Raw genomic sequence first — 22,028 nt, forward strand, 5'->3', positions numbered from 1 at the left:
GGCCGCCGGGTGGGCCCGCCACCAGGGCTGGGCTGCGGGACTGACGGGGCGTCGGCCGGTGGTGGGACGGCCCGGCGTGGCGCGTACGGCGCGGCGCGCTCCGAACCGCTCCGAACCGCTCCGCACGGCACGGCACGGCACGCCCCCGGACCGCCCCCGGCACCGCCGGCCGGGCCGCGTGCCACCGCCAGCCGGCGGCGTGACATCCTCGGGGCCATGACCACCGCACCCGCAGCGCCCCTCGGCACCCTCCGCAACCCGGTCGGCGCGCACGTCCCGGTGGCCGCCCGCGGGCTGGCCGGCACGGGGCTGGCGTACGCGCGCCGGGTCGGCGCCGAGACCGTGCAGGTGTTCGTGGCCAACCCGCGCGGCTGGGCCACTCCGCCGGGCAACCCCGCGCAGGACGAGGAGTTCCGGGCGGCCTGCGCCGAGCAGGGACTCCCCGCCTGGGTGCACGCGCCGTACCTGATCAACTTCGGCTCGGACAACCCGGCCACCCGCGAGCGCTCGGCCGACTCGCTGCGGCACTCGCTGCGCCGCGGCCACGCGATCGGCGCACTGGGCGTCGTCCTGCACACCGGCTCGGCGGTCGGCACGGCGCCCGGCGGCGGCTCCCGGCGGGCCGAGGCGATGGCACAGGTCCGGGCCGACGTGCGGCCGCTGCTGGACGAACTGGACGCCCTCGGCGAGGACGCGCCCTGGCTGCTGCTGGAGCCGACGGCGGGCCAGGGCAGCTCGCTCTGCTCCCGGCTGGAGGAGCTCGCCGAGTACGTCGAGGCGCTGGACGGGCACCCGAAGGTCGGCGTCTGCCTGGACACCTGCCACGCCTTCGCCGCCGGGCACGACCTGGCCGTACCGGGCGGGGTGACGGCCGCGCTGGACGCCCTGGCGTCGGCCGCCGGGCCGGGCCGGCTGCGGCTGATCCACGCCAACGACTCCGAGGACGTCGTCGGCGCGCGCAAGGACCGGCACGCCAACATCGGCGCCGGGATGATCGGCGCGGAACCGTTCCGCGAGCTGTTCGAGCACCCGGAGACGGCCGGTGTCCCACTGCTGGTGGAGACCCCGGACCGCAAGCACGGCGGGGACGGCACCGGGCACGCGATGGACATCGCCGTACTGAAGGAACTGCGCGAGCGGGCCGCCGCCCCCGCTCTGCCCGCCTGACCTGCTCGGACCGCCGCGCGGACAGCCGTGAGCCCGGAGGCCCACAGCGGCCCCCGGGCTCCGAGCTCGGACGGATCAGCCCTCGCTGTGCTCGTGGTAGTTGAACCAGTTGGCGTGCGGGCCGAACAGGCCGACACCCGCCGAACCGGACTCCAGGCCCTGCCCGGCGGACGGCACCGGCGCGTGGCCGAACGCCATGGCCGAGGTCGGCACGGCCACCACGGCGGCACCCGTCACGGCCACGATCACCGCGATCTTGCGGATCTTCCCACGAAGCGACATCTACTGTCCCCTAGTTCGTCTCTGGTCCTCTGACCCGCGCCCCCGACCGGCCACGTCGACCGCCCGCAGGCTGGGCGACGCCCCACGGGGAGGCGCCGGGCCAACGTTTGCACACGAACGCGCACGCGCCGCGGCACGCCGCAACCCGGCTGAGGCATCCGGGTGACGACATCCCTCCCCCGGGTGAACGCCCTCGGTCACCCGGCCGCACGCCGAACGGCCGCGCCGGACCGGCACTGGACGAGCGCCCGTCCGACCGGCACTGGACGAGCGCCCGTCCGACCGGCGCAGGACGAGTGCCCGTCCGACCGGCGCGGGACCGCAAGTCTTGCGGTGACATGCCAGGCCGACTGAACAAATCCCATCGATTTGGTACAGAGCGCCACCCGGTTCGAGCATGAACGGTGGCTCCACCGAGCACGAGCAGGACCACGAAAGGCGCACCACCCTCATGCAGACCAGCCCGGCCGCACCCCGGCAGGCGACCCGACCGAGCCCGCCGGAGACGCCGGAAGCGGTCACCGCGACACCCCGCAAGGGCGGCCGCTTCGGCCTGCCGACCGCCACCGCCCTGGTGATGGGCAACATCATCGGCGGCGGCATCTTCATGATCCCCGCCGCCGTGGCCCCCTACGGGACGGTCAGCCTGGTCTCCTTCGTCGTCCTGACCGTGGGCGCGATCGCCCTCGCGCTCGTCTTCGGGCAGCTCGCGCGCCGCAACCCGCGCACCGGCGGGCCCTACGTCTACGCCCGGGAGGCCTTCGGGGACTTCGCCGGGTTCCTGTCGGCCTGGTCGTACTGGATCACCACCTGGGTCAGCAACGCCGCGCTCGCGGTCGCCGCCGTCGGCTATCTCGACGTGCTGCTGCCCGTCGGCCACTCCGTCGGGCTCAGCATCGCCGCCGCGATGGCCTTCCAGTGGCTGCCCGCGCTGGCGAACCTGGCCGGCACCCGCTACGTCGGCGCCGTCCAACTCGTCTCCACCGTCCTCAAGTTCATCCCGCTGCTGCTGGTCTCGGTGGGCGGCCTGGGCTTCTTCGACGCGCGCAACCTGGGCCCCTTCGACGCCACCGGGCACGGCTGGGCCGGCGGGATGACGGCGGCCGCGGCCATCCTGCTCTTCAGCTACCTGGGCGTGGAGTCGGCCGCGATGAGCGCCGGCCAGGTCCGCGATCCGGAGCGCAACGTCGGGCGGGCCAGCGTGCTCGGCACGGCCGGTGCGGCGGTGGTCTACCTGCTGGGCACGCTCGCGGTCTTCGGCACCGTCGCCCACGACCGGCTGATCCACTCCACCGCGCCGTTCTCGGACGCCGTGGACGCCATGTTCGGCGGCACGTGGGGCGGCACGGCCATCGCCGTCGCCGCGCTCGTCTCGATGACCGGCGCGCTCAACGGCTGGACGCTGCTGGCCGCCCAGGCGCCGTACGCGGCCGCCAAGGACGGGCTGTTCCCGGCCGCCTTCGCCAAGGAGCGGCGCGGCGTCCCGGTGTTCGGCGTCGTGACCAGCGTCGCGCTGGCCTCGGTGCTGACCATCCTCAACTTCGCCACCGGTGCCAAGGGCGCGTTCGAAATCCTGGTGCTGGTCACCACCTTCACCGCGACCGTCCCGTACCTGCTCTCCACCGCCGCGCAGCTGTACTGGCTGGTGCGCGGCATGCCCGACAAGGTCTCCGGGGGCCGGCTCGCCCGGGACGCGGTGCTGGGCCTGGGCGCCTTCGGCTTCTCCCTGTGGCTGGTGGCCGGCGCCGGTTACGCGGCCGTCTACCAGGGCGTGCTGTTCCTGTTCGCCGGGATCCTGGTCTACGTCTGGATGGCGGCCCGCCGCCGGGACTGACGGCCCGGGGGCCGGGGCCTCGGCGGCTCGGAGTGACGAGTGCCTGACGGATCGTCACTCTCCTTGCCGGAAGCGGCAGATGTGGACATCCTTGGCCGGAGGTTTCCCTCCCGGGCGGCTAAGCGCCATCGGCCGGGCCGCCCGCACCGGATAGACGGGAGGCCGGAACCTCCGCACCCTGCACCGCCGTTCTGCGCGAACCTCCGTTTCCGTGAACCTTCGAGTACCGGGAGTGCCATGAAGATCCTGAGGCTGTTGACAGCCCCCGCCGCCGTCCTCGCCCTGACCGCCGGCACCGTCACCACCGCCGCAGCGGCCCCGGCACGGCCGGCCCTGAACGACGTCGTGGTCCTCGGCGTCGCCTCCAACGGCCAGACCGTGCAGGTCCACCCGGGTGACGTGGTCCAGATCGACCTGCCGCCCTACCGCGACAGCACCGTCACCTGGCTGTCCTCCGTCCCGGCGACGACCGCGCCCTCGGTGCTGCCGCAGACCTCGGGCAGCACCGACCCCGACAACACCACGCACGCGACCTTCAGCCCGGCCACCGCCGGGACGAGCGACATCACCTGGATCTGGCGGTGCGCCTTCCCGGACCGCGGCTCGGCCTGCCCGCCGTTCGTCTACTACCTGCGGACCACCATCGTCGTCTCCTGACCGCACGCACTCGAACGGCCGGGGTCCGCAGCCTGCGGACCCCGGCCGTTCGGGTGGGGGCGAAGGTCACCCGGGCCCGTGGCCCCGCTCACCGGGAAGCCGTGCCTCGGACGCGTTCACCGCGACGGCCTCCGGGCGCCCGGCGGCCGATCCCGCGAAGCGGGGGCGCGGGGCGTCCGGCGGCTGGAGGGTGAGGACGTGGTCGGCCAACGGGAGGAAGGCCGGGTCGTGGGTGATCAGGATCGTGGTGCGGCCCGCCATCAGGCGGCGCAGCGGGGGGATCAGCTGCTGGACGGTCTTCGGGTCCAGGCCGGTGGTGGGTTCGTCCAGGACGAGGACCGGCGCGCCGCGCAGGAAGGCCCGGGCGATGGCGACGCGCTGGGCCTGCCCGCCGGAGAGCTGGAAGCCCTCGTCGCCGATGACCGTGCCGTAGCCCTGCGGCAGCGCGGTGATGAAGCCGTGGGCGCCCGCGCTGTGGGCGGCGCGTTCGATGTCGTCCTGCGGGGCGTCGGGCCTGCCGTAGGCGATGTTGTCCCGGATGGTCGCGTGGAAGAGCTGCGCCTGCTGGGGCAGGAAGCTCATCGCCCCGCGCAGCGAGGCGATGGTCAGGTCCTGGATGTCGACGCCGTCGAGGCGGACGGTACCGGCCTGCGGGTCCAGGAAGCGGACCAGGAGCTTGGCGAGCGTGGACTTGCCGCTGCCGCTGGGGCCGATGACGGCCAGGACCTTGCCGGGGCTGACGTCGAAGCTGACGTCGGACAGCACCGGGGCGTCGTAACTGCCGGGGTAGGCGACGTGGACGCCCTCGAAGGAGACCCGGCCGCGGACCGCGCCGGCGTCCCGCGCGGCGGGGCTCTCCCGGACCGGACTGGACAGGTCGTGGATCTCCAGCAGGCGTTCGCCCGAGGCGCAGGCCGCGCCCGCGAGCGGGACGAGCCCGGCGAGTTGCTGGATCGGCTCGAACAGCTGCGCCATGAAGGCGGCGAAGGCGAGCAGACCACCCAGGCTCAGCTCGCCGCGGATCACCTGGAGCGCGCCGACGCCCACCACGACCAGCCCCGCGAGCATCTGGAGGACGTTGAGGAGGGGCTGGTAGAGGTCGGACATCCGGGCGGCGGAGAGCTCGGCGTCCAGCAGGGCCTTGCCCTCGCGGTGCACCCGCTCGACCTCGCGCTCCTCCTGGCCGCAGGTGCGGGTGACCACCACGTTGCGCAGCGTCTCCTCCAGCAGCGCGGTGACGCCGCCGGCGCGGCGCTGGACCTGCCGCTCCCGGATGCGGATGCGGCGCCCGAAGAAGCCGGTGGTGAAGATGAACAGCGGCGCGACGATCAGCGCCGCCAGGGTGAGGGGCCAGCTCAGGTAGAACGCCGCGCCGGCGAACAGCACCAGGCTGGTCGAGGCCACCGCGCCCTCGACCAGGCCGGTCGCGACCATCTGCTCGATCGTCGCGATGTCGGCGGTCATCCGGGCCACCAGGTCACCGCGCCAGCGGGTCTCCAGGGTGTCGGGCGGCAGGGTGTGCAGATGGGCCAGTGTGCCGGTCCGGAGCCGGAGCAGGTACCGCTCGGCGATCCAGGTGCCGGTGTAGGTGCCCGCGAAGGTGAACAGCGCCGCCGCCGCGGCCGCGGCGAGCATCGTGCCGCCGAGCGGCCAGAATTCGGCGAAGTGCCGCGGCACCAGGACTTCGTCGATCAGGTCCTTGAACATCCAGACCGAGACGACCTCGCCGAAGGCGCCGAGAACGAGCAGCACCGCGCTCAGCGGCAGCCAGCGCACGTCCGGTCGGACCCACGGCCAGAACCGCCGGAACAGCTCGCGCAACGAGATGACGGGCGAGTCCGCCACCGGCCCCTGGTCGATGGCCCGGTCGGCTGCCCGGTCCTCCGGACCCCCCATGGGCGTCGCACCGTGCATGGAGGAACCCCACTCAGGATGAGGGGCCGGCGGTGATACCGCCGGCCCCAGGGATGGGTGTCATGCCGGGCTGTTAAGCACAGCCCGGACCGCCCTTATCTGTCACCAGAAGCCAAACCGACGACGGCGGCCGTGGCGACGGCGGCGACGGTCACGTTCACGTCCGCGACCGCGGTCCCTGCGGTTGAAGTAACTCATCACGACTCCATTTCTTCCCTTGCATTGGCACGCCGCACGTCCACGGCCGACGCCGACGGCGCGGACCCGGGGAGCACGACAGAGACTGCCGTTGCCGTGAGACAGCCCTAAGCGGCGGGCACGTCAGGGATGTGCCTGCCAGAGCCGTTCTCACATCTCCAGTATCCGCCTGACGCCCCGGCTCGCAGCTTCTGGACGGCAACCGCGAACGGTCCTCGGCATGCGAAGGGACCCCGGACACGGCCGCCCGATCACCGCCCCGGCGGCCGGTTCCGGCCCTCCCGACCGGCCCCCCGACGAGCCGGGTCGAGCGAGGATCCGCCCGGTCGCCTCCTCGACTGACCCACCGTCAAGTGCCGTTCGTCCGGCGTCTCGAAACAGCCACCTCCGCGCACCGAGCACCGCCGCCCACCGGTCGACCGCAGGCCCCCGCGACGACGGCTTCGGCGCGAGCCCCCGGCCCTCGCGCCCCTCCCCGAAGACCCCCGCCCGGGCCGCCGACCCCGCCCGCCGAGGCCTACCCGGATGGCGCAGCCGACCGACGGGGCGGAGGTGCGCACCCCCGCGCGGCGAGAGGCGAGACCCCGCGTCGAGCCCCGCGGAAACCACCGGAACGACGCCCCGGCACCGCCGACGCCACGGCAGGTCCGCCCTGAGGAGGCGCCCCGGAGCCGCCTTCCGGGCGACTCCGGGGCCGCGCGAGGACCCGAAGCGACTGCGTTCGGGTGACGGCGCCACCATCAGCGGCACCCCCCGCCCCACTCCCCGGCCCGCCTGCCGGCTGCCCGTGCTGCTCGGCCCCTCAGTGGCCGCGCCGGTATCGCAGCTACGGGGCGGCGTTCCTCGTCACCGGAGCCTTCGTCCGGGATGCCCCTTTCCCTGGAGGATGCTCCGAAGGAGACGCCGATGTGGTGGGGGTGGTGGGGGCGGTCGTCGGCTCGGGCAACTGGGTGGGTGAGGCCGAGAGCGGGTAACTCGGCGACGGCGCCGCGGCGGGCGAGGAGACCTCAGGGGTCCGGGTCGGGGCCGGGGTCGGGGTCGGGGTCGGGGCCGGTTGTACCGGCACCGGCGTCGCCGGGTACGAGCCGCCTCCGCCCCCGTTCGTCGGGGGGCCGCTGAGATGGCCCGCCACCTCGACCACGCCGCCGCAGGCGAGCAGCACCGCGGCCAGCACGGACAGCCCGGCGGAGGCCCTCAGCGCCCGGGGCGCCGTGGTACGCGGGTCGGTGTCCACGCTCAGTCCACGTATTCCTGGGCGACCTGCACGTACTCGAAGCCCTTGACGTCGGTGGCGATGTGCATCTGACCGGTTTGCGAGGAGGCGATCAGGGTGTTGAGCAGGCCGGTGATCGCCCCGCTCAGCGCCGACTCGGTGTCCGAACCGTCGGCGATGAACAGCGCCTTGGTCGCCACCTCCTTCAGCACGTCGCGCCTGGCGGCGCCGAAGCCGTAGGCGATCACGTGCGGGTGGCGCGGCCAGTTCCGGTCCACCAGCGTGCGGAAGGAGTCCTGCCACCTCGCGTCGGTCGGGGCGCCGTCGGTCAGGAAGAAGACCGCCGGCCGCAGCACGCTGTACTGCTGCGCCCGCAGGCTGCTGACGTCCTGTTCGATGCTCTGCCGCAACTGGTCGAAGGCCTTGCCGTACTCGGTGCCCCCGCCGCAGATCACTTCGGGCATGCTCGGGACCTGCTCCATGTCCGACATCGGGATCACCACGTGCACGTCGGTGGAGAAGGCGACCACGCTGACCCTGGCGAACTCCGAGACGCGCGGATTCGTCGCCAGGTTGTAGTGCAGACGCGAGAGGGTCGCGTTGAGCACTGCCTCGTGCGGCTTCATCGACGAGGAGGCGTCGATCACCACGTAGGTGGGCAGGCAGAGTGACATTGTGTGCACCTCTGAGCTAGTGGTTGGAGGCGATGACGATGACGATGACCAGGATCACGACGAAGGCGAGCACCCAGATCCACCCGGTCTCGGACTTCTGCTTCTCCTCGACCGTGCTGATGCAGGTGGCGGCGGGGGGCTCCTGGGTCGTGTGCGGCACGGGCTGCGGAAGCACCAGCGTCGGCTGCGTCGGGGGCAGTTGGGGCAGCGGCGTACGTGTCGGACGCGGCACGGCCCTGAGGTAGGGCCCGTTGTTCAGCGCCTGGTTCAACTGGGCGGCCGCGGGCCGCCGTTCCCGGTCGGTCGCGAGCAGCATGTCCAGCAGGACCTCGGAGGCGGCGGGCTGGTTCAGCCAGTGGGACGCGGCGACGCCGTGGAAGGTGCTCGCGTCGCGCCTGCCGGTCAGGCACTTGGCGACGAGCAGGGCGAGCCGGTAGCGGTCGGTGTACTGGTCCGCGTCGGAGCCCGGCGGCGTGAGCGGGTCGGCCCAGTTCGGCTGGTGGATGTCGGGCATCTTCTTCGGCTGGCAGCCGTCGACGTCGATCAGGTAGACGGAACGCCCCTCCGGGCTCCAGAAGGCGTTGGAGAACGACCAGTCCGAGTAGACCAGGCCCAGGCCCTCCAGGATCGCGGCGAGCTCCGTCAGCCGGCGGCAGGCAGCCAGTCGGCCCTCGAAGCCGGGGCACGGCAGGCCGACGCCCCGGATCGACTCGTCGGACTTCGCCAGCCAGTCGATCTCCAGGAACCGGCGCTCGCTGAACTTTCCGCGCCGCAGCTCGGAACGGTACTGCTCGGGCGCCATCGGGATCACGCACCCGACGGCCGGGTTGCCGGGCTCGTGGATCCGGGCCGCGGGCCAGCACGTCCCGGCGTACAGGGTCGCCCGCTCCGCCTCCGGCAGCGCGTCCGGAGCCGAGATCAGCAGGTCGATCCGGTGGCCGTCCTCCTGGTGCGGGCCGGGCCGGTAGAGCTTGGCCAGCCAGCCCGGATGGTCCGTCAGCGGCCGTACGGCGACGGCCTGGCCGTTGTGTTCGGAGATCGGCTCGGCGAGCGGTCCGAGATCGCCGAGGCCCACGGTCCTCGGCAACGCCCAGCCCCGCGGGTCCACCGCCGGGGCGCCGACGCCGGCGACGGGATCGGAGTCGGTCATGTCCCGCTGCCGTTCCACACCACGACGGCGGTGCGGTCGTCGAGGCACTGCGGTGCGTCGAAGCCGACGTCGGCGGTGAACCGGGTGGCCGGGACCGGCGAGCGCCAGGCGTTCGCGAAGTACTCGTTGACGTTGCCCGCCCGGTCCGCCCACGCGTCGCCGATCCCGTCCGTGACCAGGGCGAGGGCGGCACCGGCCGCCAGGGTGACGTAACCGTCCACGGCCAGGTGCGGCGTGTCCGGCAGTCGGCCGGCGACCTCGTTCGAGACCACCACGGCCGCGCGGTCCTTGGCTTCGCCTGCGGAGAACTGCCACAGCGGGACGCGCGGGTCGAGTGTCCAGGCCGAACTGTCACCGAGCCAGCCGACCCATGCCCGCGCCACGCCGTTCACGTCCGGCTCGGCGATCACCGCGGTGATCAGCACGGTCGCCAGGTGCGAGGTGCCGACGCCGCGTCCGGCCGCGTGCGCGGCGATCGATTCAGCGACCCGCCCGTACAGCGCCTTGACGTCGAGCCGGTCGAAGCCGACCGCCTCGATCTGCTCGCGCAGCAGGGTGACGGCCTGGCTGGAGGCCGCGGTGGCCCCGATGTCGGACCAGGCCGCGCTGGACAGGCCGTCGGCCACGGCCACGATCGCGTACCGGCTGTCCGGGCTCCGCCCGATCCGGTAGGAGTCCTGTCGCGGCTCGGCGGGCTGGCCGCAGCGGTGGCCGGGCCCGACGACGGAGGCGGCGCGGATGGTGAGGGCACCGACCGTGGCTTCGTCGGCGGCGATGCCGTTCTGCACCGTGCGCTCCGGCAGCAGCCAGGGATAGCCCTGTGCCCGCGCGCCTTCGCCGAAGCGGGGCACGCTCAGGTCGGTCGGCCTCTCGCGCAGGAACGGCCGGGGCCTGCCGGGCTGGGCCGTCGACACCGCCGGTGCCGCGACGAAGCGGCAGACCGGCGCCGTCGCGTCGGGCCGGGGCCCCCGTTCGGGCCGGTCCCGCTGCCGGGCGGGCGGCGCGGCGGCCTCGGACCCCAGTGCGGCCGCCGCGCCGACGACACCCACCGCCGCGAGGGCGAACGCGTTCACCAGCCAGCCGTAGTGCCGGTGCGGCGTGCCGACCTCGGCGAAGGCCCCGATGACGACGGCTGCGAGCAGCCCCGCCCGCACCCAGCCGTCCGTCAGGCCGTCCCGCCGGCCGTCTCCCCCGCTCACGGCCGCTCCTCACGATCGCGGGACCTCGGCCCCGAGGCGAAGTGCTGGTCACCGTGCTGCACCGCGAACACCTCACCGGAACCGGTGGCGGAGTTGACCTGGACCACGACGTCCGGCCGTTGCGCGGTCCGCAGCGTCGCCAGAGCTATGACGTCCTGGGCGAGAGCCGGGTCCCGGTCGAGCAACTGGAACAGGGCCTCGGTCCAGAAGTCCACGGCCGCGGCGTCGACCGCTCCCCTCGTGACGGTCGACCCCCGCTCCAGCGCGACGGACAGTTCCCTGCGGCGGCTGCCGTGGGCCCGGGCGATGACGCCGCTCATCAGTCGCCTCGCCTCGTTCCACAGATCGGTGCCCATCGCGGACACCAGAGCGGTGGCTCCGCTCGCGGCCAGCTCGGCGAGTTCCTGGTTCATCGGCGCTTCAGCCCCCTTCGTTGTAGTGGATGTGCTGGCCACCTCGGCCGACGGCGAAGACCGTGCCGTTCCCCGTGGCTTGGACGAGTTGCTCCACGATCCGCGGCTCGGCTTCCGCAGGCCGCTCGCGGGAGCCGGATTCCGGGCCGGGACCGCCGTGCGGCCCGACCGGGCTGCCCGGGTACCAGAGCCAGGCCCGTGCGGCGTACTCCTTGACCCGGACCTCGGCCGCGGTGAAGGCACCGGCTTCGAGCCCCTCGTAGCCGTGCCCGACCGTCTCCTCGTAGTAGTGCTGCGACAGCACCGCGGCCACCGGGGCGCCGTCCGGACCGTCCAGGAGCGCATGCCGCAACGGAGGCGAGTCGAGCAGCCGGGCGAGCGCCTCGAACGGGGTGCCGGAGACCGTGCCGTCCGGATCGAGCCGGACCTCCCCCGCGTGCGCGGCGGCCCGTACCCGCAGCCGGGAGTCCGGGCCGGCGTGCCGGTTGTGCTCGCGGATCCGCGCGCCCAGCTCCGGCAGCAGCGGGACCAGCAGTCCGGCCTTGGGCAACCCGGCCGGGGCGACGAGCCGGCAGCCGTCGCCGGTGTCCACGTACGCGAAGTCCCGCCGGTCCAGCTCCGCGACGCCGAGGGCGCCGAACAGCGCGGACCGCAGCACGCCGCGGATCTCCTGCAGCCGCTGCTGACCGCGGCCCGCGGAACCCGCGATGTCGCACGCCAGCAGAGCTCGGTACTCGTACCTCGGATTCACATTCCCTCCGCGATCACGACGAGGGCCGGCAGTTCGAGGATCGATCTGCCGTCGGCACCGAATTCCCGGTGCCGACACGATGGTTAACCAGAACGTAGAGGAGGGGTCCTCGGGTAAACCGGCTACTAATACGGCTTGTCCGGCTTCGGCCGGACGAGGAGGAGGAGTGACCGATGAGCAACACACGGATGCGCGGGGCCGAGGCCTACTGGCCGACGACCGGGCTGCTCGGCCGGGTCGGCGAGGCCGATCGCCGAGTCCTGCTGGAGCTCGGCCACGGCGTGGCCTACCCGGCCGGTCAGATCACCATCCGCGAGGCCGACACCTCGGACTTCTCGCTGCTCCTGATCGGCGGCACGGTGAAGGTCACCGCGCACGCACAGGACGGTCGGGACGCACTGCTGGCCGTACGGATGGCCGGGGACCTCGTCGGGGAGTTCGCCGGGATCGACGGTCAGCCGCGCATCGGCACCGTGACCGCCTGCGGCCGGGTGCTGGCCCGCTACATCCTGCCCACCGAACTGCTGGCGTGCACGAAGCAGCACCCCGCCATCGGGCTCGCACTCAACGCGAGCGTGGTGGCCAAGCTGCGCACGGCGACCAGCCGGATCGTCGACTTCACCGGCTGCGACGTGCTCGGGCGGCTGGCCAGGATCCTGCACCACCTCGCCGTCACCTACGGGCGCCCCGGCCGCAACGAAGCCCATCTCCCGCTGTCGCAGCCGGAGATGGCCACGCTGGTCGGCGCCGCGGAGTCGTCGATCCACAAGGCCCTGCGGGCCCTGCGGGAGTCGGGCGCGGTCGTCACGGGCTACCGCAGGATCACGATCCTCGACCTGGACCACCTCGCCCGGATCGCCGCCGCGGCCGAACCGGCCGGTTCACGGCCGATCTCACCAAACAGGTAAAAGCGCCGGGTTCCGACGACGGGTCGGCGCCAGCATGACCGAGTGCCGGAACCCGAGCGTTGGAGAGGACCGGAGAAACAGATGCCAGAGAACAACGGTGCTCCGGACGGTTCCACGCGAATCCGGGCGGGCGACGTGTCCGGAACGATGATCGTCGGCAACCGGAACACCGTGACCAACCTGAACATCACCACCGGACACGGTTCGGCCATCACCGTGAACGCGGGGCCTCCGCCCAACCCGGTCAAGCGTCAGCCGATCTCCCACCTGCCGCGTTCCGCCGCCGATCCGCCGATCGGCCGGGAACGGGAGCTCCAGGCACTGCAACAGGCCATCGGGGCACGCCAGTTGGTGCAGATCTGGGGCGCCTCCGGGGTCGGCAAGAGTGCGCTGCTGCGCCACCTCGCCCGCACCTTGCCGCGCGGGCCCGAGGGCGCGGCCTACATCGAAGCCGGCGGCCGGACGGCCGACGACCTCGCGCAGGCGATCTTCGACATCAGCTTCGACGCACCGAACTACAAGCCGTCGTTGGAGGTGCTGAAGGAGCACCTGAAGACCCTGCGGCTGCGGATCTACCTGGACGACGCGGGACTCGACGAGAAGGACCTGCACCGGCTCTTCGACCTGGCCGAGCACTCCACGTTCGTCTTCACCTCGCAGCGCCGGTCGTCGGTCACCGGCGTCCACCCGATCCGACTCGACGGACTGGCGGCCCCGGCAGGGGTGGTCCTGGTCCAGACGGTCCTGGCCCGCGCGCTGCAGCCCGACGAGGCGCGGACCGTGACGGCGCTGTGCGACGCCCTGCACGGCAATCCGCTCCGACTGCGGCGCATCGCCCTGTCGGCCGCGACCGGCAAGGGCCTGCCGGGCATCGCCGATCTCCCCGCGCTCCTTCCCGCGCTGCTCAACAGGCTCCGGCCGGAGGAGCGCGACCTGCTGTACCTGCTCGGCTCGCTCTCCGGCGCCGAGTTGGCCGCCCGGCAGCTCAACACCCTGCTCAGCCGGACGGACAGCGACGCGCTCGCCAGCGGGCTGGTGCGGCACGGCCTGCTGGTCGCCTCGGAAACCGGCTACGGGTGTCCGCCGGACGTCGCCGAGTGCGTGCTCAAGAGCCGGATGACGCAGTACCCCGCCGCGCCGCTCTGCCGGGCGCTCACCGCGTGGGTCCAGTCGCGGGAGACCACCCCGGACGAGGTCGCGGCCCACTTCCAGGCCCTGGACGTCGCGGTACTGGGAGCGGAGAGCAGCGGACAGGCGCAGCTCGGCGTGGAGTTGGCCCGTGCCGCCTCGCCGAAACTGGCGCTCTCCCGGCAGTTCGACGCGTGGGGCAGCCTCCTCGGAGCCGGCTGGGCCGCCGCGAAGAGCGCGGGAGACCGCACGGGCGAGGAGTTCTTCCTGGGGGAGGCGCGCACCCGCCGCAAGGCGATCGGCCGGGCGGCACTGACGACGACCCTGGTGCTGGAGGCGGGGGCGCTCTGGCAGGAACTCGCCGCCCTGCAAGCGCACTCGGTGGCCCACCAGGCCGCCACGACGGTGATCACCGCCGTGCCGCCGATCGACCCGGCCACCACGGCACACGCCATCGGCCAGTCCCCGCTGATCACGCACCCGGTGGTCAGCCCGTCGACGGTCACCCAGCCTGTGTTCCAACCACCGGCCGTCACCCACCCCGTCGTCCAGCCGCCGACGGTCACCCACCCGGTCGTCCAACCACCGGCCGTGACCCACCCCGTTGTCCAGCCACCCGCCGTCACCCACCCCGTTGTCCAGCCACCGGCCGTCACCCACCCGGTCGTCCAACCACCGGCCGTCACCCACCCCGTCCCCGCCTCCGGCGCTCCGGCGCCCGTGCACCCGCCGGGTACACCGCACGTGATCGACCTGTCCCAGTCCGCCCAACAGCCCCCGCCCGGGGGCCATGTGGCCGGCGCACACTCCCCCTCGCAGGCGGCGCCGCACCGAATCGACCTCTCGGGGGCGCACCATCCGCACGCCGCGAGCGCCACCACCACGTCCAGCACGGGCCACGCGGTCACCACCGCCGGCGCAGTGGCTGCCAAGGCCGGAGTAGCCCTCGCCGTCGCCTGCGTGGTCGGCGCCTCAGCCGTACTCGGCGTGGGCGCCATGGTCTACACCCAGAACCAGTCGAACCTGGCCAAGCCGGCCCAGCCCACCTACCCACCGATCCCGACCCGGCCGGTCTACACCCCCAAGCCGCCGATCCCTGCCCCCGTCGTCACACCGGACCCCGTCGATCCCGTGTGCGCAACGGTGGCACCGGAATTGGGAAAAGAGATCCAGCAGCACAACACCGACCTGACCGCCGTTCACAGCGCCCTCGACTCGTACAACAACGCCGTAGCCGCGTACAACTCACGACGGACCTCCACCGTTCCCGACGACAGCACGGTGAAATCCCGTATCGACATCATCCTCAAAGACCTGCGCGCCAGCGAGTCCACGTTGCGGGGAGCCCTATCGCAAGCGCGGGACGGATCCGTGGTATCCGACCTCAAGGGCCTTCTGACCGCTAGCCAGCAGGAGGAGAACCAGTTCCGCTCGTTTCGGAACCATCCGTCCGGTGCCACGATCGACACGGAAAGCCAGGCGTCGGCGTATAACTCGGCCTTGCAGAGCCTGAAAACCCACTGCGGAGGCTGACCTCCACAGGACCAACCGAGAAAGGCCAACCATGCCTACGGAATCCACCCCCGGTACCATCCACGCCGGAGACGTCTCCGGCACCTTCATCGTGGGCGACAACAACCACGTGACGAACACGAAGCATCACCCCGAGCAGCCGCAGCCCCAACCGCGCCAGCAGAACTCGGCCGAGGACCAGGCAGCCGTCTTCGCCGTGGAACACGGCACCATGCACGTCACCTACAACCACAACGCCGAAGCCGCGCCCGAGACGGAGGCCTGAGAAACGCGTCAGCCCCGATCGGCCAGCAACTCCAAGTCCTGGGCGTTCAGCGTCGCCGTCTTCAGCAGTTCCCTGATCAGGTTGACGCTGAGCGTCGAGCCGACCGGCTCGCCGACCTCGTCGCGCGTCAGTCCGCGCACGCCCCGTCGGCGCAGCCGTTCGCGCACGTCCTCGACCGTGTTGGCGACCGACTTGTGGGTCCAGAACTTGGTCACGTGGGGCGAGGCGTTGACCAGCCGGGCGGTCTCCTCCCAGGCCGACGGGAGCGGGAAGGCGTCCTGGCCCTCCAGGTAGCGCCGGGCGAGCGCGGTGAGCACCAGCCGCTCCTGCAGGGAGAGCAGGTAGACCGTCTCGGGGGCCGCGGTATCGGCGCTGCTCGTGGAACGGGGGTGCAGGTCGTCCCCGTCCACGACGCGGACCTCCACCAGGTGGGACCGCCGCTTGGACGAGTTGATCACCAGCGGGGTGTACCCGGGCCCGATGATCCGCTTGTGGCTGGTGAGCATCAGCACGCCGTCGGGCAGTTCGATCGGCAGATTGCCGGTGTTGACCAGCCACCAGTCGCCGTCCGCGCCGGCGCAGGTGAAGACGCCATGCCGGCGGCTGACGGTCGGGTCGTCGACACCGACCGGTACGTGCACGTCCTCGCGGTCGCGCCCGAACAGCAAGGTGTACCGGCGCGGCGGCACGGCGTACCCACCCTCCGGGCCAAGCACGAAGATCGTCCCGGGTGGCGCCGAGGGCACTCTGCCGGAAGGACTGCCCGGCGGCAGCATCTGGGGTGGGAAGTTTTCGTACGCCATCTCACATACCTCCGCCTCGGGTCGCGCCAGTGTATGAGCGCACCGGGAGGACCAGTCCTCCTGCGAGCATGCGGCGTGCCGAGCTTGCGGAACCACCAACTCCGCTTGTCCGGAGTGGACTTGCCCGATAGCCTGCCCGCCGTGAGCGAGATCAGCCGGCGAGCTGCTGCGATCGACAGCGTGGTCGCCGAACCACTCGGTCCGGGCGATCCGCAGGAGATCGGCAGCTTCAGCATCATCGGCCTGCTCGGCACCGGCGGCATGGGCGAGGTCTACCTCGGGGTCTCGGACAGGGGCTACGCCGCTGTCAAGCTCGTCCGGCCGCGGCTGGTCCCCGGCGAGCGCTTCGAACGAGAGGTCGGCATCCTCTACCGTGTGCCGCTCGGAGTCGGACCGCGGGTGCTGGCGAGCGACGCCACTCCGGAACGCCCGTGGTTCGCCACCGAGTACGTCCCCGGGCTCACGGTGGACGAGGCGGTCCGGCTGCACGGCCCGCTGCCCGCCGAGGCGCTGTGGCTACTACTGGCCGAGACGGCCGCTCAACTGCGGGCCGTACACGCGTCCCGGATCGCGCACCGCGACATCAAGCCCGCCAACGTCATGCTGGTGCGCGACGGCGTGAAGCTGATCGACTTCGGCATCGCGCGCGCCGCGGACCAGGCGAGGCTCACCAAGAGCGGTGGCAGCTACGGAACGCAGGGCTTCTCGGCACCGGAACAGCAGGCCGGGGAGGAGGACGTGGCAGCGCCCGCGGACGTCTACTCGCTCGCGGCGCTCCTGCTCTACGCCGCCTCGGGTCGCACGCCCGGCGCTGTCCCCGACGTGGAGCCGCTGCGCGCCGTGGACGCCGACCTCGCCGCCCTCCTCGGGCCCTGTCTCGCCACCGACCCCGGCGCACGCCCCACCGCCGACGAGATCGTCCTGGCGACGCGCACGCACCGGCTCGCCCCTCCCCCGTCCTGGCCGCCCGAGGTCATGTCACGCATCGGCGCTCGACGTGCGTTCGCCGAAACGCCGGTCGGCAAGCTGGAGACCGTCCCGCCACCGGATACGAGCACGGACCCGAACCCCGACGTCGGGCCCGCACCCCTCGCATCACCTCGCCGCCCGCGCAAGCACCTGTTCCTGTTGCCGATCGCCGCGGCGACCGCCCTCGGCGCGGTCGCGGTGTTCGTCCTCAGCCCGTCCACCTCCCCGCAGCACCACGACGCGCAGGAGTCCGGCGGCGTGCAGGTCGCCGTCGAGCCCTTGGCCGGGACGACGCAAGGACCCTCCGCGAGCCCGAGCGCCTCGATCTCCGCCACCGCCACCGCCGAACCCTCTCCCCCGCCTTCAACCGCCCCGGCCGGCACCACGCGGGCACCCTCCCCGAGCCTGCGGCCCTCGACCTTCGCTGCCGCCAAACCCGCTACCCAGCCCCCGACCACCCCGCCTGGCGAAACGGCCACCCCACCGAGCACGGCCACCGCCGCACCCTCAACGGCCGCCCCCAGCCCCACCTCGTCATCGATCCGCGGCATCAACGGCAGGGACGACCCGGCACAGGTCAAGGGCTCCGAGGCGGACACCGACTGGCTCGGCCCCACCGCCGCCTGTTCCGCCTGGCTGGACGACAACGGCTCCGGCTCGCTCGCGGGCGTGCTCAACACCTCCCTGATCCAGACCTGCGTCGCCGAGCTCGCCCGCAGCGACGGCATCACGTACACCTTCCGCGCCTCCGTGGGCGCCGCGAAGACGAGCTTCGTCCCGGACATCGGCTACACGATGTGGATCTGCGTGTGGAACGCGAACAACCGATCCGGCGAGCAGTGCTCCGCTCGCTTCGGCATGAACGGCACCACCCCGGTCCGCCGGTGAAACGAGGCTTCCGCGAGGAGCGCTCCCGGGCCACCACGCCCAGCCGCCCGCAGGCCCACAGCTCCCCCGCGAGCACCACCTGACCCGAACGGGCCAGGTGGGCAGGTCCGGATGACTCGGATGCCCCAGCCGGCGGGCGGAGCAACCGGGTTGGCCCTACGGTGCGGTGCGAGGGGGTCACCTGAACGGAAGGCTGTTACAGGCATGGCTGGAAAGTTCGAGCTGTACAAGGACGAGAGCGGGATGCACCGCTTCCGGCTCAAGGCGAGCAACGGGACGGTCATCGTCACCGGGGACCCGCACGAGAGCAAGGACGAGTGCCTCAGGAGCATCGAGTCGCTCCGCAAGCTCGCGCCGTACGCGGAGCTCAAGGAGGCGGCCGGGTCGCACTGAGGCGGCGCGGTGCGGGCGCGGGTCGGCGGTGCAAATCGCCGACCCGCGTTCGCTTGTACGACAGATCCCTTTGGCCGGGTGCACGCCGGGCGCGGACAGAACTCTGGCATGCGCGTCGTCATCGTCACCGAATCCTTTCCGCCCGAGGTCAACGGAGTCGCCCACAGCGTGCTGCGGACGGCCGAGCATCTGGTCCGCCGGGGCCACCAGCCACTCGTCGTCACCCCCGCACCCGCACGGGGCGCCGCGTGCCCGCCGCACACCTTCGGCGGCTCCGAAACGGTGGAGCTGCCGGTGGTGCGCATTCCGTCGGTGCCGCTGCCCGGGTACCCGCAGGTGCGGATCGCGCTGCCGAGCCGGCAGCTGGCGGCCGCCGTCGCCGGGCACCGGCCGGACATCGTGCACCTGGCCAGCCCGTTCGTGCTCGGCGCGCGCGGGATGCAGGCCGCGGCCCGCCTCGGCGTCCCCGCCGTGGCCGTCTACCAGACCGACCTCGCCGGGTACGCGCACGCCTACCGGGCCGGGCGGGGCCTCGGGGAGGCGGCCGCCTGGCGGCGGATCCGGGCCGTGCACCGGGCCGCGGCCCGGACGCTGGCGCCGTCCACCCCCGCCGCCCAGGACCTCACCGCGCACGGGGTGCCCCGGGTGCAGCTGTGGCCCCGCGGGGTGGACTCGGTGCGGTTCCACCCCCGGCACCGGGACGAGGCGCTGCACCGGGCGCTCGCCCCGGGCGGCGAGGTGCTGGTCGGGTACGTCGGGCGGCTGGCGCCCGAGAAGCGGGTCGACCTGCTGGCCGCCGCGTCGGCCCTGCCCGGGGTACGGGTGGTGGTGATCGGGGACGGGCCGTCCGGGCCCGGGCTGCGGGCCTCGATGCCCGGCGCGGTCTTCCTCGGCCGCCGGACCGGCGAGGAACTGGCCCGCTGTTTCGCGACCCTGGACGTGTTCGTGCACACCGGCCCGCTGGAGACCTTCTGCCAGACCATCCAGGAGGCGATGGCGAGCGGCGTGCCGGTGATCGGCCCGGCCGCCGGCGGCCCGCTGGACCTGGTCGCGCACCACCGGACGGGCCTGCTGGTGCCGCCCCGGGACGGCGCCGCGGTGGCCCGGGCGGTGGCGGAACTGGCCGCCGACCCCGGGCGGCGGGCCGCGTACGGGCGCGCCGGACGGGCCGAGGTGACCGCGCGGACCTGGGAGGCGGTCGGCGACCTGCTGCTGCGGCACTACGCGGAGGTCCTCGCCGAGCACCGGGGCACACCGGTGGCTCCCCCTACCGCTCCCCCGGCGGTCGTCGAGCCGGTCGCCGTCGTGGCGGAGCTGCCGGCATGACGGACACCGCCGACCGCGAGCCGCTGACCATCGTGCGGCTCGCGAACTTCGTCACCCCGGTCTCCGGGGGCCTGCGCACCGCGCTGCGCCACCTCGGCGCCGGCTACCTGGCCTCCGGGCACCGGCCGGTGCTGATCGTGCCCGGGGAGCGGCGCAGCGAGGAGGAGGGCGAGCAGGGCCTGGTGGTCACCCTGCCCGGGCCGGTGCTGCCGGCCAGCGGCGGCTACCGGGTGCTCACCGACCGGCGGGCGGTGGCCGCCGAACTCACCCGGCTGAAACCCGACCGGCTGGAGGTGTCCGACCGCACCACGCTGCGCTGGACCGGCAGTTGGGCCCGGCGGCACGGCGTCCGCTCGGTGATGGTGTCGCACGAGAGCGCCGTCGGGCTGCTGCGCGCCTGGGGGCTGCCCCGCCCGCTCGCCGACGCGGCCGCCGACCGGCTCAACGCGGCGACGGCCCGTACGTACGACGCGGTGCTCTGCACCACCGACTGGGCGGCGGCGGAGTTCCGGCGGATCGGCGTGCCCAACCTGGTCCGGGCCCCGCTCGGCGTGGACCTGGACGCGATGCGCCCGCTGCCGCCGGCCGCGCGGGCCCGGGAGCGGGCGCGGTACTGCGGGCCGGACGACGTGCTGCTGGTGCTCTGCTCCCGGCTCTCGGCCGAGAAGCGGCCCGAACGGGCCGTCGAGGCGCTGGCCGCACTGCGGGCCCGGGGGCTGCCGGCCGTCCTGGTGGTGGCCGGGGCCGGACCGTTGCGGGACCGGCTGGCGGCCCGGGCGGAGCGGCTGCGACTGCCGGTGCGCCTCCTCGGGCACCTGGGCCGGCGGGAGGAACTGGCCCGGCTGCTGGGCTGCGCGGACGTGGTGCTCGCGCCCGGGCCGGTGGAGACCTTCGGGCTCGCCGCGCTGGAGGCGCTGGCCTGCGGGACGCCGGTGGCGGTCAGCCGCTCCTCCGCGCTGCCCGGGCTGATCGGCCTGGCCGGGGTGGCCGCCGCCGACACCGGGGCCGGATTCGCCTCGGCGGTACGGGAGTTGCTGGCACGCCCGGAGCAGGCGCGGCGGGCCGGCGCCCGGGCCCAGGCCGAGCGGTACGGCTGGCCGGCCGCGGTGGCCGCGTTCCTCGCCGCCCACAGCGTGCGGGACCCCGGCATGCGCAACCCCGGCGTGCGCAACCCCGGCGTGCGCAACCCCGGCGTGCGCAACCCCGGTGCGGTGGAGGAGGGTTGGGATGAGCGTGCTCGGCACCGGGCGTGACCGGTCCGCGGACGGCCGCCCGGCCACCGGCGGGCCGGTGCGGTTCGTCGCGCTCGGGGACTCGCTGACCGAAGGGGTCGGGGACCCGGTCGGCGAGGGGTGGCGCGGCTGGGCCGCCGTCCTGGCCCGGTCGCTGGCACCCGAGGGCGGCGTCGAGTTCACCAACCTGGCGTGCAGCGGCGCCCTGACCGCCGATCTGACGAATCGCCAACTCCCCGCCGCACTGGCACTGCGGCCGCGGTTCGCGGCCGTGGTGGTCGGCGGCAACGACACCCTACGGGCGGGCTTCGACATCCGGCGCACCACCCTGGAGCTCGACGCCACCCTGGGCGAACTCTCCAGCCACGGCGCCGTCCTGCTGACCGCCTGCCTGCCCGATCCGGGCACCCTGCTCCGCCTGCCCGCGCCGCTGGCCCGACCGCTGGCGCGGCGGATGCAGGCCGTCAACACCGTCATACACGCCCTCGCCGCCCGGCACCGGGCGGTGCACCTTCACATCGCCGAGCTGCCCTGGTGCGCGCAGCGCCGGCTGCTCAGCGTCGACCGGCTGCACCCCAGCGCCGAGGGCCACCACCTGATCGCCCGCCGGTTCCACGAACTGCTCGCCGCCGCCGGCCACCCCCTCGGCCCGCCGCCCGTCGACACCCCCGCCGAGGCTCCGCCCGGCCGGGCCGCCGACCTGTGGTGGATGGCCACCCAGGGCACCCGCTGGGTCGCCGCCCGCAGCACCGACCTGCTGCCCGGGCTGCTCGCCCTGGCGGCGGCCGAAGGCCTCGCCCGGCTGCGCGGGTCCAGCGGGCGGCACGACGAGCAGATGGCCCGCGCGGCGGCCCAGGCCCTCGCGTCACTGGGGTGAGGCGGCGGGGGCTCGGCTAGGGCGTGTCTGACAATTCCCGCCGGGCGCGCGACGCCGGGCATCCCGCCTGAACGCACCGGCGAAACGTCCAAGTACGGCCCAGTACGAGGACGCTTCGCCGGCACGCCCAGCCGGGCGCCCACCGCCGCGCGCTGATCCGACGCGAATTGTCAGACACGCCCTAGGACGGCTCGTGGGGGGAACCATGAAAGGGGTCCGCCGAGTCGTCGGGGGGACACGGCCTTCGAACCGGG

General features: G+C 73.5%; 19 protein-coding genes. 11 read left to right on the forward strand and 8 right to left on the reverse strand.

Translation table 11 applies throughout. The features are described from left to right. Positions 1–216 precede the first annotated feature (216 nt). Positions 217–1,167 carry a deoxyribonuclease IV gene (locus AB0R04_RS14065; protein WP_363370921.1) on the forward strand — a complete coding sequence of 317 codons (951 nt, stop codon included), beginning with the start codon at positions 217–219 and terminating at the stop codon, positions 1,165–1,167. Positions 1,168–1,242: 75 nt separating this feature from the next. Here the strand turns inward: AB0R04_RS14065 and AB0R04_RS14070 are convergent, their stop codons facing one another. Beyond that, complete coding sequence (locus tag AB0R04_RS14070) at positions 1,243–1,449, reverse strand: hypothetical protein (RefSeq protein WP_363370923.1); 207 nt, start codon at positions 1,447–1,449, stop codon at positions 1,243–1,245. 451 nt (positions 1,450–1,900) lie between these two features. Here AB0R04_RS14070 and AB0R04_RS14075 point away from each other — a divergent pair, with 451 nt between their 5' ends. Continuing rightward, on the forward strand, positions 1,901–3,283 hold the full coding sequence (locus tag AB0R04_RS14075; RefSeq protein WP_363371079.1) for an amino acid permease: 1,383 nt from the start codon (positions 1,901–1,903) through the stop codon (positions 3,281–3,283). A 237-nt stretch (positions 3,284–3,520) separates the two neighbouring features. Next, a complete protein-coding gene (locus AB0R04_RS14080; protein WP_363370926.1) occupies positions 3,521–3,940 on the forward strand; it encodes a hypothetical protein in 420 nt (139 codons plus the stop codon). A 66-nt stretch (positions 3,941–4,006) separates the two neighbouring features. Here the strand turns inward: AB0R04_RS14080 and AB0R04_RS14085 are convergent, their stop codons facing one another. The 6 genes from AB0R04_RS14085 to AB0R04_RS14110 form a co-directional block, all read right to left on the reverse strand. Next, the gene (locus AB0R04_RS14085) at positions 4,007–5,836 is read right to left on the reverse strand and encodes an ABC transporter ATP-binding protein (RefSeq protein ID WP_363370928.1); all 1,830 of its coding nucleotides are present in this window, start codon (positions 5,834–5,836) and stop codon (positions 4,007–4,009) included. Positions 5,837–7,288: 1,452 nt separating this feature from the next. After that, complete coding sequence (locus AB0R04_RS14090) at positions 7,289–7,939, reverse strand: VWA domain-containing protein (RefSeq protein WP_363370930.1); 651 nt, start codon at positions 7,937–7,939, stop codon at positions 7,289–7,291. Between the two features lie 16 nt (positions 7,940–7,955). Next, complete coding sequence (locus tag AB0R04_RS14095) at positions 7,956–9,089, reverse strand: hypothetical protein (protein WP_363370933.1); 1,134 nt, start codon at positions 9,087–9,089, stop codon at positions 7,956–7,958. Further along, positions 9,086–10,288 carry a protein phosphatase 2C domain-containing protein gene (locus AB0R04_RS14100; protein ID WP_363370935.1) on the reverse strand — a complete coding sequence of 401 codons (1,203 nt, stop codon included), beginning with the start codon at positions 10,286–10,288 and terminating at the stop codon, positions 9,086–9,088. The genes AB0R04_RS14095 and AB0R04_RS14100 overlap by 4 nt, the downstream gene beginning before the upstream one ends. Continuing rightward, on the reverse strand, positions 10,285–10,701 hold the full coding sequence (locus tag AB0R04_RS14105) for a hypothetical protein (protein WP_363370938.1): 417 nt from the start codon (positions 10,699–10,701) through the stop codon (positions 10,285–10,287). Before AB0R04_RS14105 ends, AB0R04_RS14100 begins: the two co-directional genes overlap by 4 nt. A gap of 7 nt (positions 10,702–10,708) precedes the next feature. After that, positions 10,709–11,452 carry a hypothetical protein gene (locus AB0R04_RS14110; protein WP_363370941.1) on the reverse strand — a complete coding sequence of 248 codons (744 nt, stop codon included), beginning with the start codon at positions 11,450–11,452 and terminating at the stop codon, positions 10,709–10,711. Between the two features lie 173 nt (positions 11,453–11,625). Here AB0R04_RS14110 and AB0R04_RS14115 point away from each other — a divergent pair, with 173 nt between their 5' ends. The 3 genes from AB0R04_RS14115 (at position 11,626) to AB0R04_RS14125 (ending at position 15,286) form a co-directional block, all read left to right on the forward strand. Then, complete coding sequence (locus AB0R04_RS14115; RefSeq protein ID WP_363370944.1) at positions 11,626–12,360, forward strand: Crp/Fnr family transcriptional regulator; 735 nt, start codon at positions 11,626–11,628, stop codon at positions 12,358–12,360. An 81-nt stretch (positions 12,361–12,441) separates the two neighbouring features. Continuing rightward, the gene (locus AB0R04_RS14120) at positions 12,442–15,021 is read left to right on the forward strand and encodes a hypothetical protein (RefSeq protein WP_363370946.1); all 2,580 of its coding nucleotides are present in this window, start codon (positions 12,442–12,444) and stop codon (positions 15,019–15,021) included. Positions 15,022–15,052: 31 nt separating this feature from the next. Next, positions 15,053–15,286, forward strand: coding sequence for a hypothetical protein (locus AB0R04_RS14125; protein ID WP_363370948.1), 234 nt, complete (start codon positions 15,053–15,055; stop codon positions 15,284–15,286). Positions 15,287–15,294: 8 nt separating this feature from the next. Here AB0R04_RS14125 and AB0R04_RS14130 read toward each other — a convergent pair whose 3' ends face one another. Beyond that, on the reverse strand, positions 15,295–15,975 hold the full coding sequence (locus tag AB0R04_RS14130; protein WP_363370950.1) for an FHA domain-containing protein: 681 nt from the start codon (positions 15,973–15,975) through the stop codon (positions 15,295–15,297). A 255-nt stretch (positions 15,976–16,230) separates the two neighbouring features. Here AB0R04_RS14130 and AB0R04_RS14135 point away from each other — a divergent pair, with 255 nt between their 5' ends. The 5 genes from AB0R04_RS14135 to AB0R04_RS14155 all read left to right on the forward strand — a co-directional run bounded on the left by AB0R04_RS14135 (position 16,231) and on the right by AB0R04_RS14155 (position 21,774). Next, on the forward strand, positions 16,231–17,946 hold the full coding sequence (locus AB0R04_RS14135) for a serine/threonine-protein kinase (RefSeq protein WP_363370952.1): 1,716 nt from the start codon (positions 16,231–16,233) through the stop codon (positions 17,944–17,946). Between the two features lie 204 nt (positions 17,947–18,150). After that, positions 18,151–18,339: a DUF1508 domain-containing protein gene (locus AB0R04_RS14140; RefSeq protein ID WP_063350276.1), complete on the forward strand. Its 189-nt coding sequence runs from the start codon at positions 18,151–18,153 to the stop codon at positions 18,337–18,339. Positions 18,340–18,447: 108 nt separating this feature from the next. Beyond that, positions 18,448–19,665, forward strand: a complete 1,218-nt coding sequence (locus AB0R04_RS14145; protein ID WP_363370955.1) for a glycosyltransferase family 1 protein — start codon at positions 18,448–18,450, stop codon at positions 19,663–19,665. Next, positions 19,662–20,918, forward strand: a complete 1,257-nt coding sequence (locus tag AB0R04_RS14150) for a glycosyltransferase (protein WP_363370958.1) — start codon at positions 19,662–19,664, stop codon at positions 20,916–20,918. The genes AB0R04_RS14145 and AB0R04_RS14150 overlap by 4 nt, the downstream gene beginning before the upstream one ends. Continuing rightward, entirely contained in the window at positions 20,893–21,774 is an 882-nt protein-coding gene (locus AB0R04_RS14155) for an SGNH/GDSL hydrolase family protein (protein ID WP_363370961.1), read from the forward strand. The genes AB0R04_RS14150 and AB0R04_RS14155 overlap by 26 nt, the downstream gene beginning before the upstream one ends. Positions 21,775–22,028 lie beyond the last annotated feature (254 nt).

This window comes from Kitasatospora sp. NPDC056731, from assembly GCF_040687675.1.
GTDB lineage: Bacteria > Actinomycetota > Actinomycetes > Streptomycetales > Streptomycetaceae > Kitasatospora.

Bases quoted from the DNA above. Each gene is read 5' to 3' on its own strand.
- AB0R04_RS14065 (WP_363370921.1), top strand. From the start codon at position 217: ATGACCACCGCACCCGCAGCGCCCCTCGGCACCCTCCGCAACCCGGTC.
- AB0R04_RS14070 (WP_363370923.1), bottom strand. From the start codon at position 1,449: ATGTCGCTTCGTGGGAAGATCCGCAAGATCGCGGTGATCGTGGCCGTG.
- AB0R04_RS14075 (WP_363371079.1), top strand. From the start codon at position 1,901: ATGCAGACCAGCCCGGCCGCACCCCGGCAGGCGACCCGACCGAGCCCG.
- AB0R04_RS14080 (WP_363370926.1), top strand. From the start codon at position 3,521: ATGAAGATCCTGAGGCTGTTGACAGCCCCCGCCGCCGTCCTCGCCCTG.
- AB0R04_RS14085 (WP_363370928.1), bottom strand. From the start codon at position 5,836: ATGGGGGGTCCGGAGGACCGGGCAGCCGACCGGGCCATCGACCAGGGG.
- AB0R04_RS14090 (WP_363370930.1), bottom strand. From the start codon at position 7,939: ATGTCACTCTGCCTGCCCACCTACGTGGTGATCGACGCCTCCTCGTCG.
- AB0R04_RS14095 (WP_363370933.1), bottom strand. From the start codon at position 9,089: ATGACCGACTCCGATCCCGTCGCCGGCGTCGGCGCCCCGGCGGTGGAC.
- AB0R04_RS14105 (WP_363370938.1), bottom strand. From the start codon at position 10,701: ATGAACCAGGAACTCGCCGAGCTGGCCGCGAGCGGAGCCACCGCTCTG.
- AB0R04_RS14115 (WP_363370944.1), top strand. From the start codon at position 11,626: ATGAGCAACACACGGATGCGCGGGGCCGAGGCCTACTGGCCGACGACC.
- AB0R04_RS14120 (WP_363370946.1), top strand. From the start codon at position 12,442: ATGCCAGAGAACAACGGTGCTCCGGACGGTTCCACGCGAATCCGGGCG.
- AB0R04_RS14125 (WP_363370948.1), top strand. From the start codon at position 15,053: ATGCCTACGGAATCCACCCCCGGTACCATCCACGCCGGAGACGTCTCC.
- AB0R04_RS14140 (WP_063350276.1), top strand. From the start codon at position 18,151: ATGGCTGGAAAGTTCGAGCTGTACAAGGACGAGAGCGGGATGCACCGC.
- AB0R04_RS14145 (WP_363370955.1), top strand. From the start codon at position 18,448: ATGCGCGTCGTCATCGTCACCGAATCCTTTCCGCCCGAGGTCAACGGA.
- AB0R04_RS14150 (WP_363370958.1), top strand. From the start codon at position 19,662: ATGACGGACACCGCCGACCGCGAGCCGCTGACCATCGTGCGGCTCGCG.
- AB0R04_RS14155 (WP_363370961.1), top strand. From the start codon at position 20,893: ATGAGCGTGCTCGGCACCGGGCGTGACCGGTCCGCGGACGGCCGCCCG.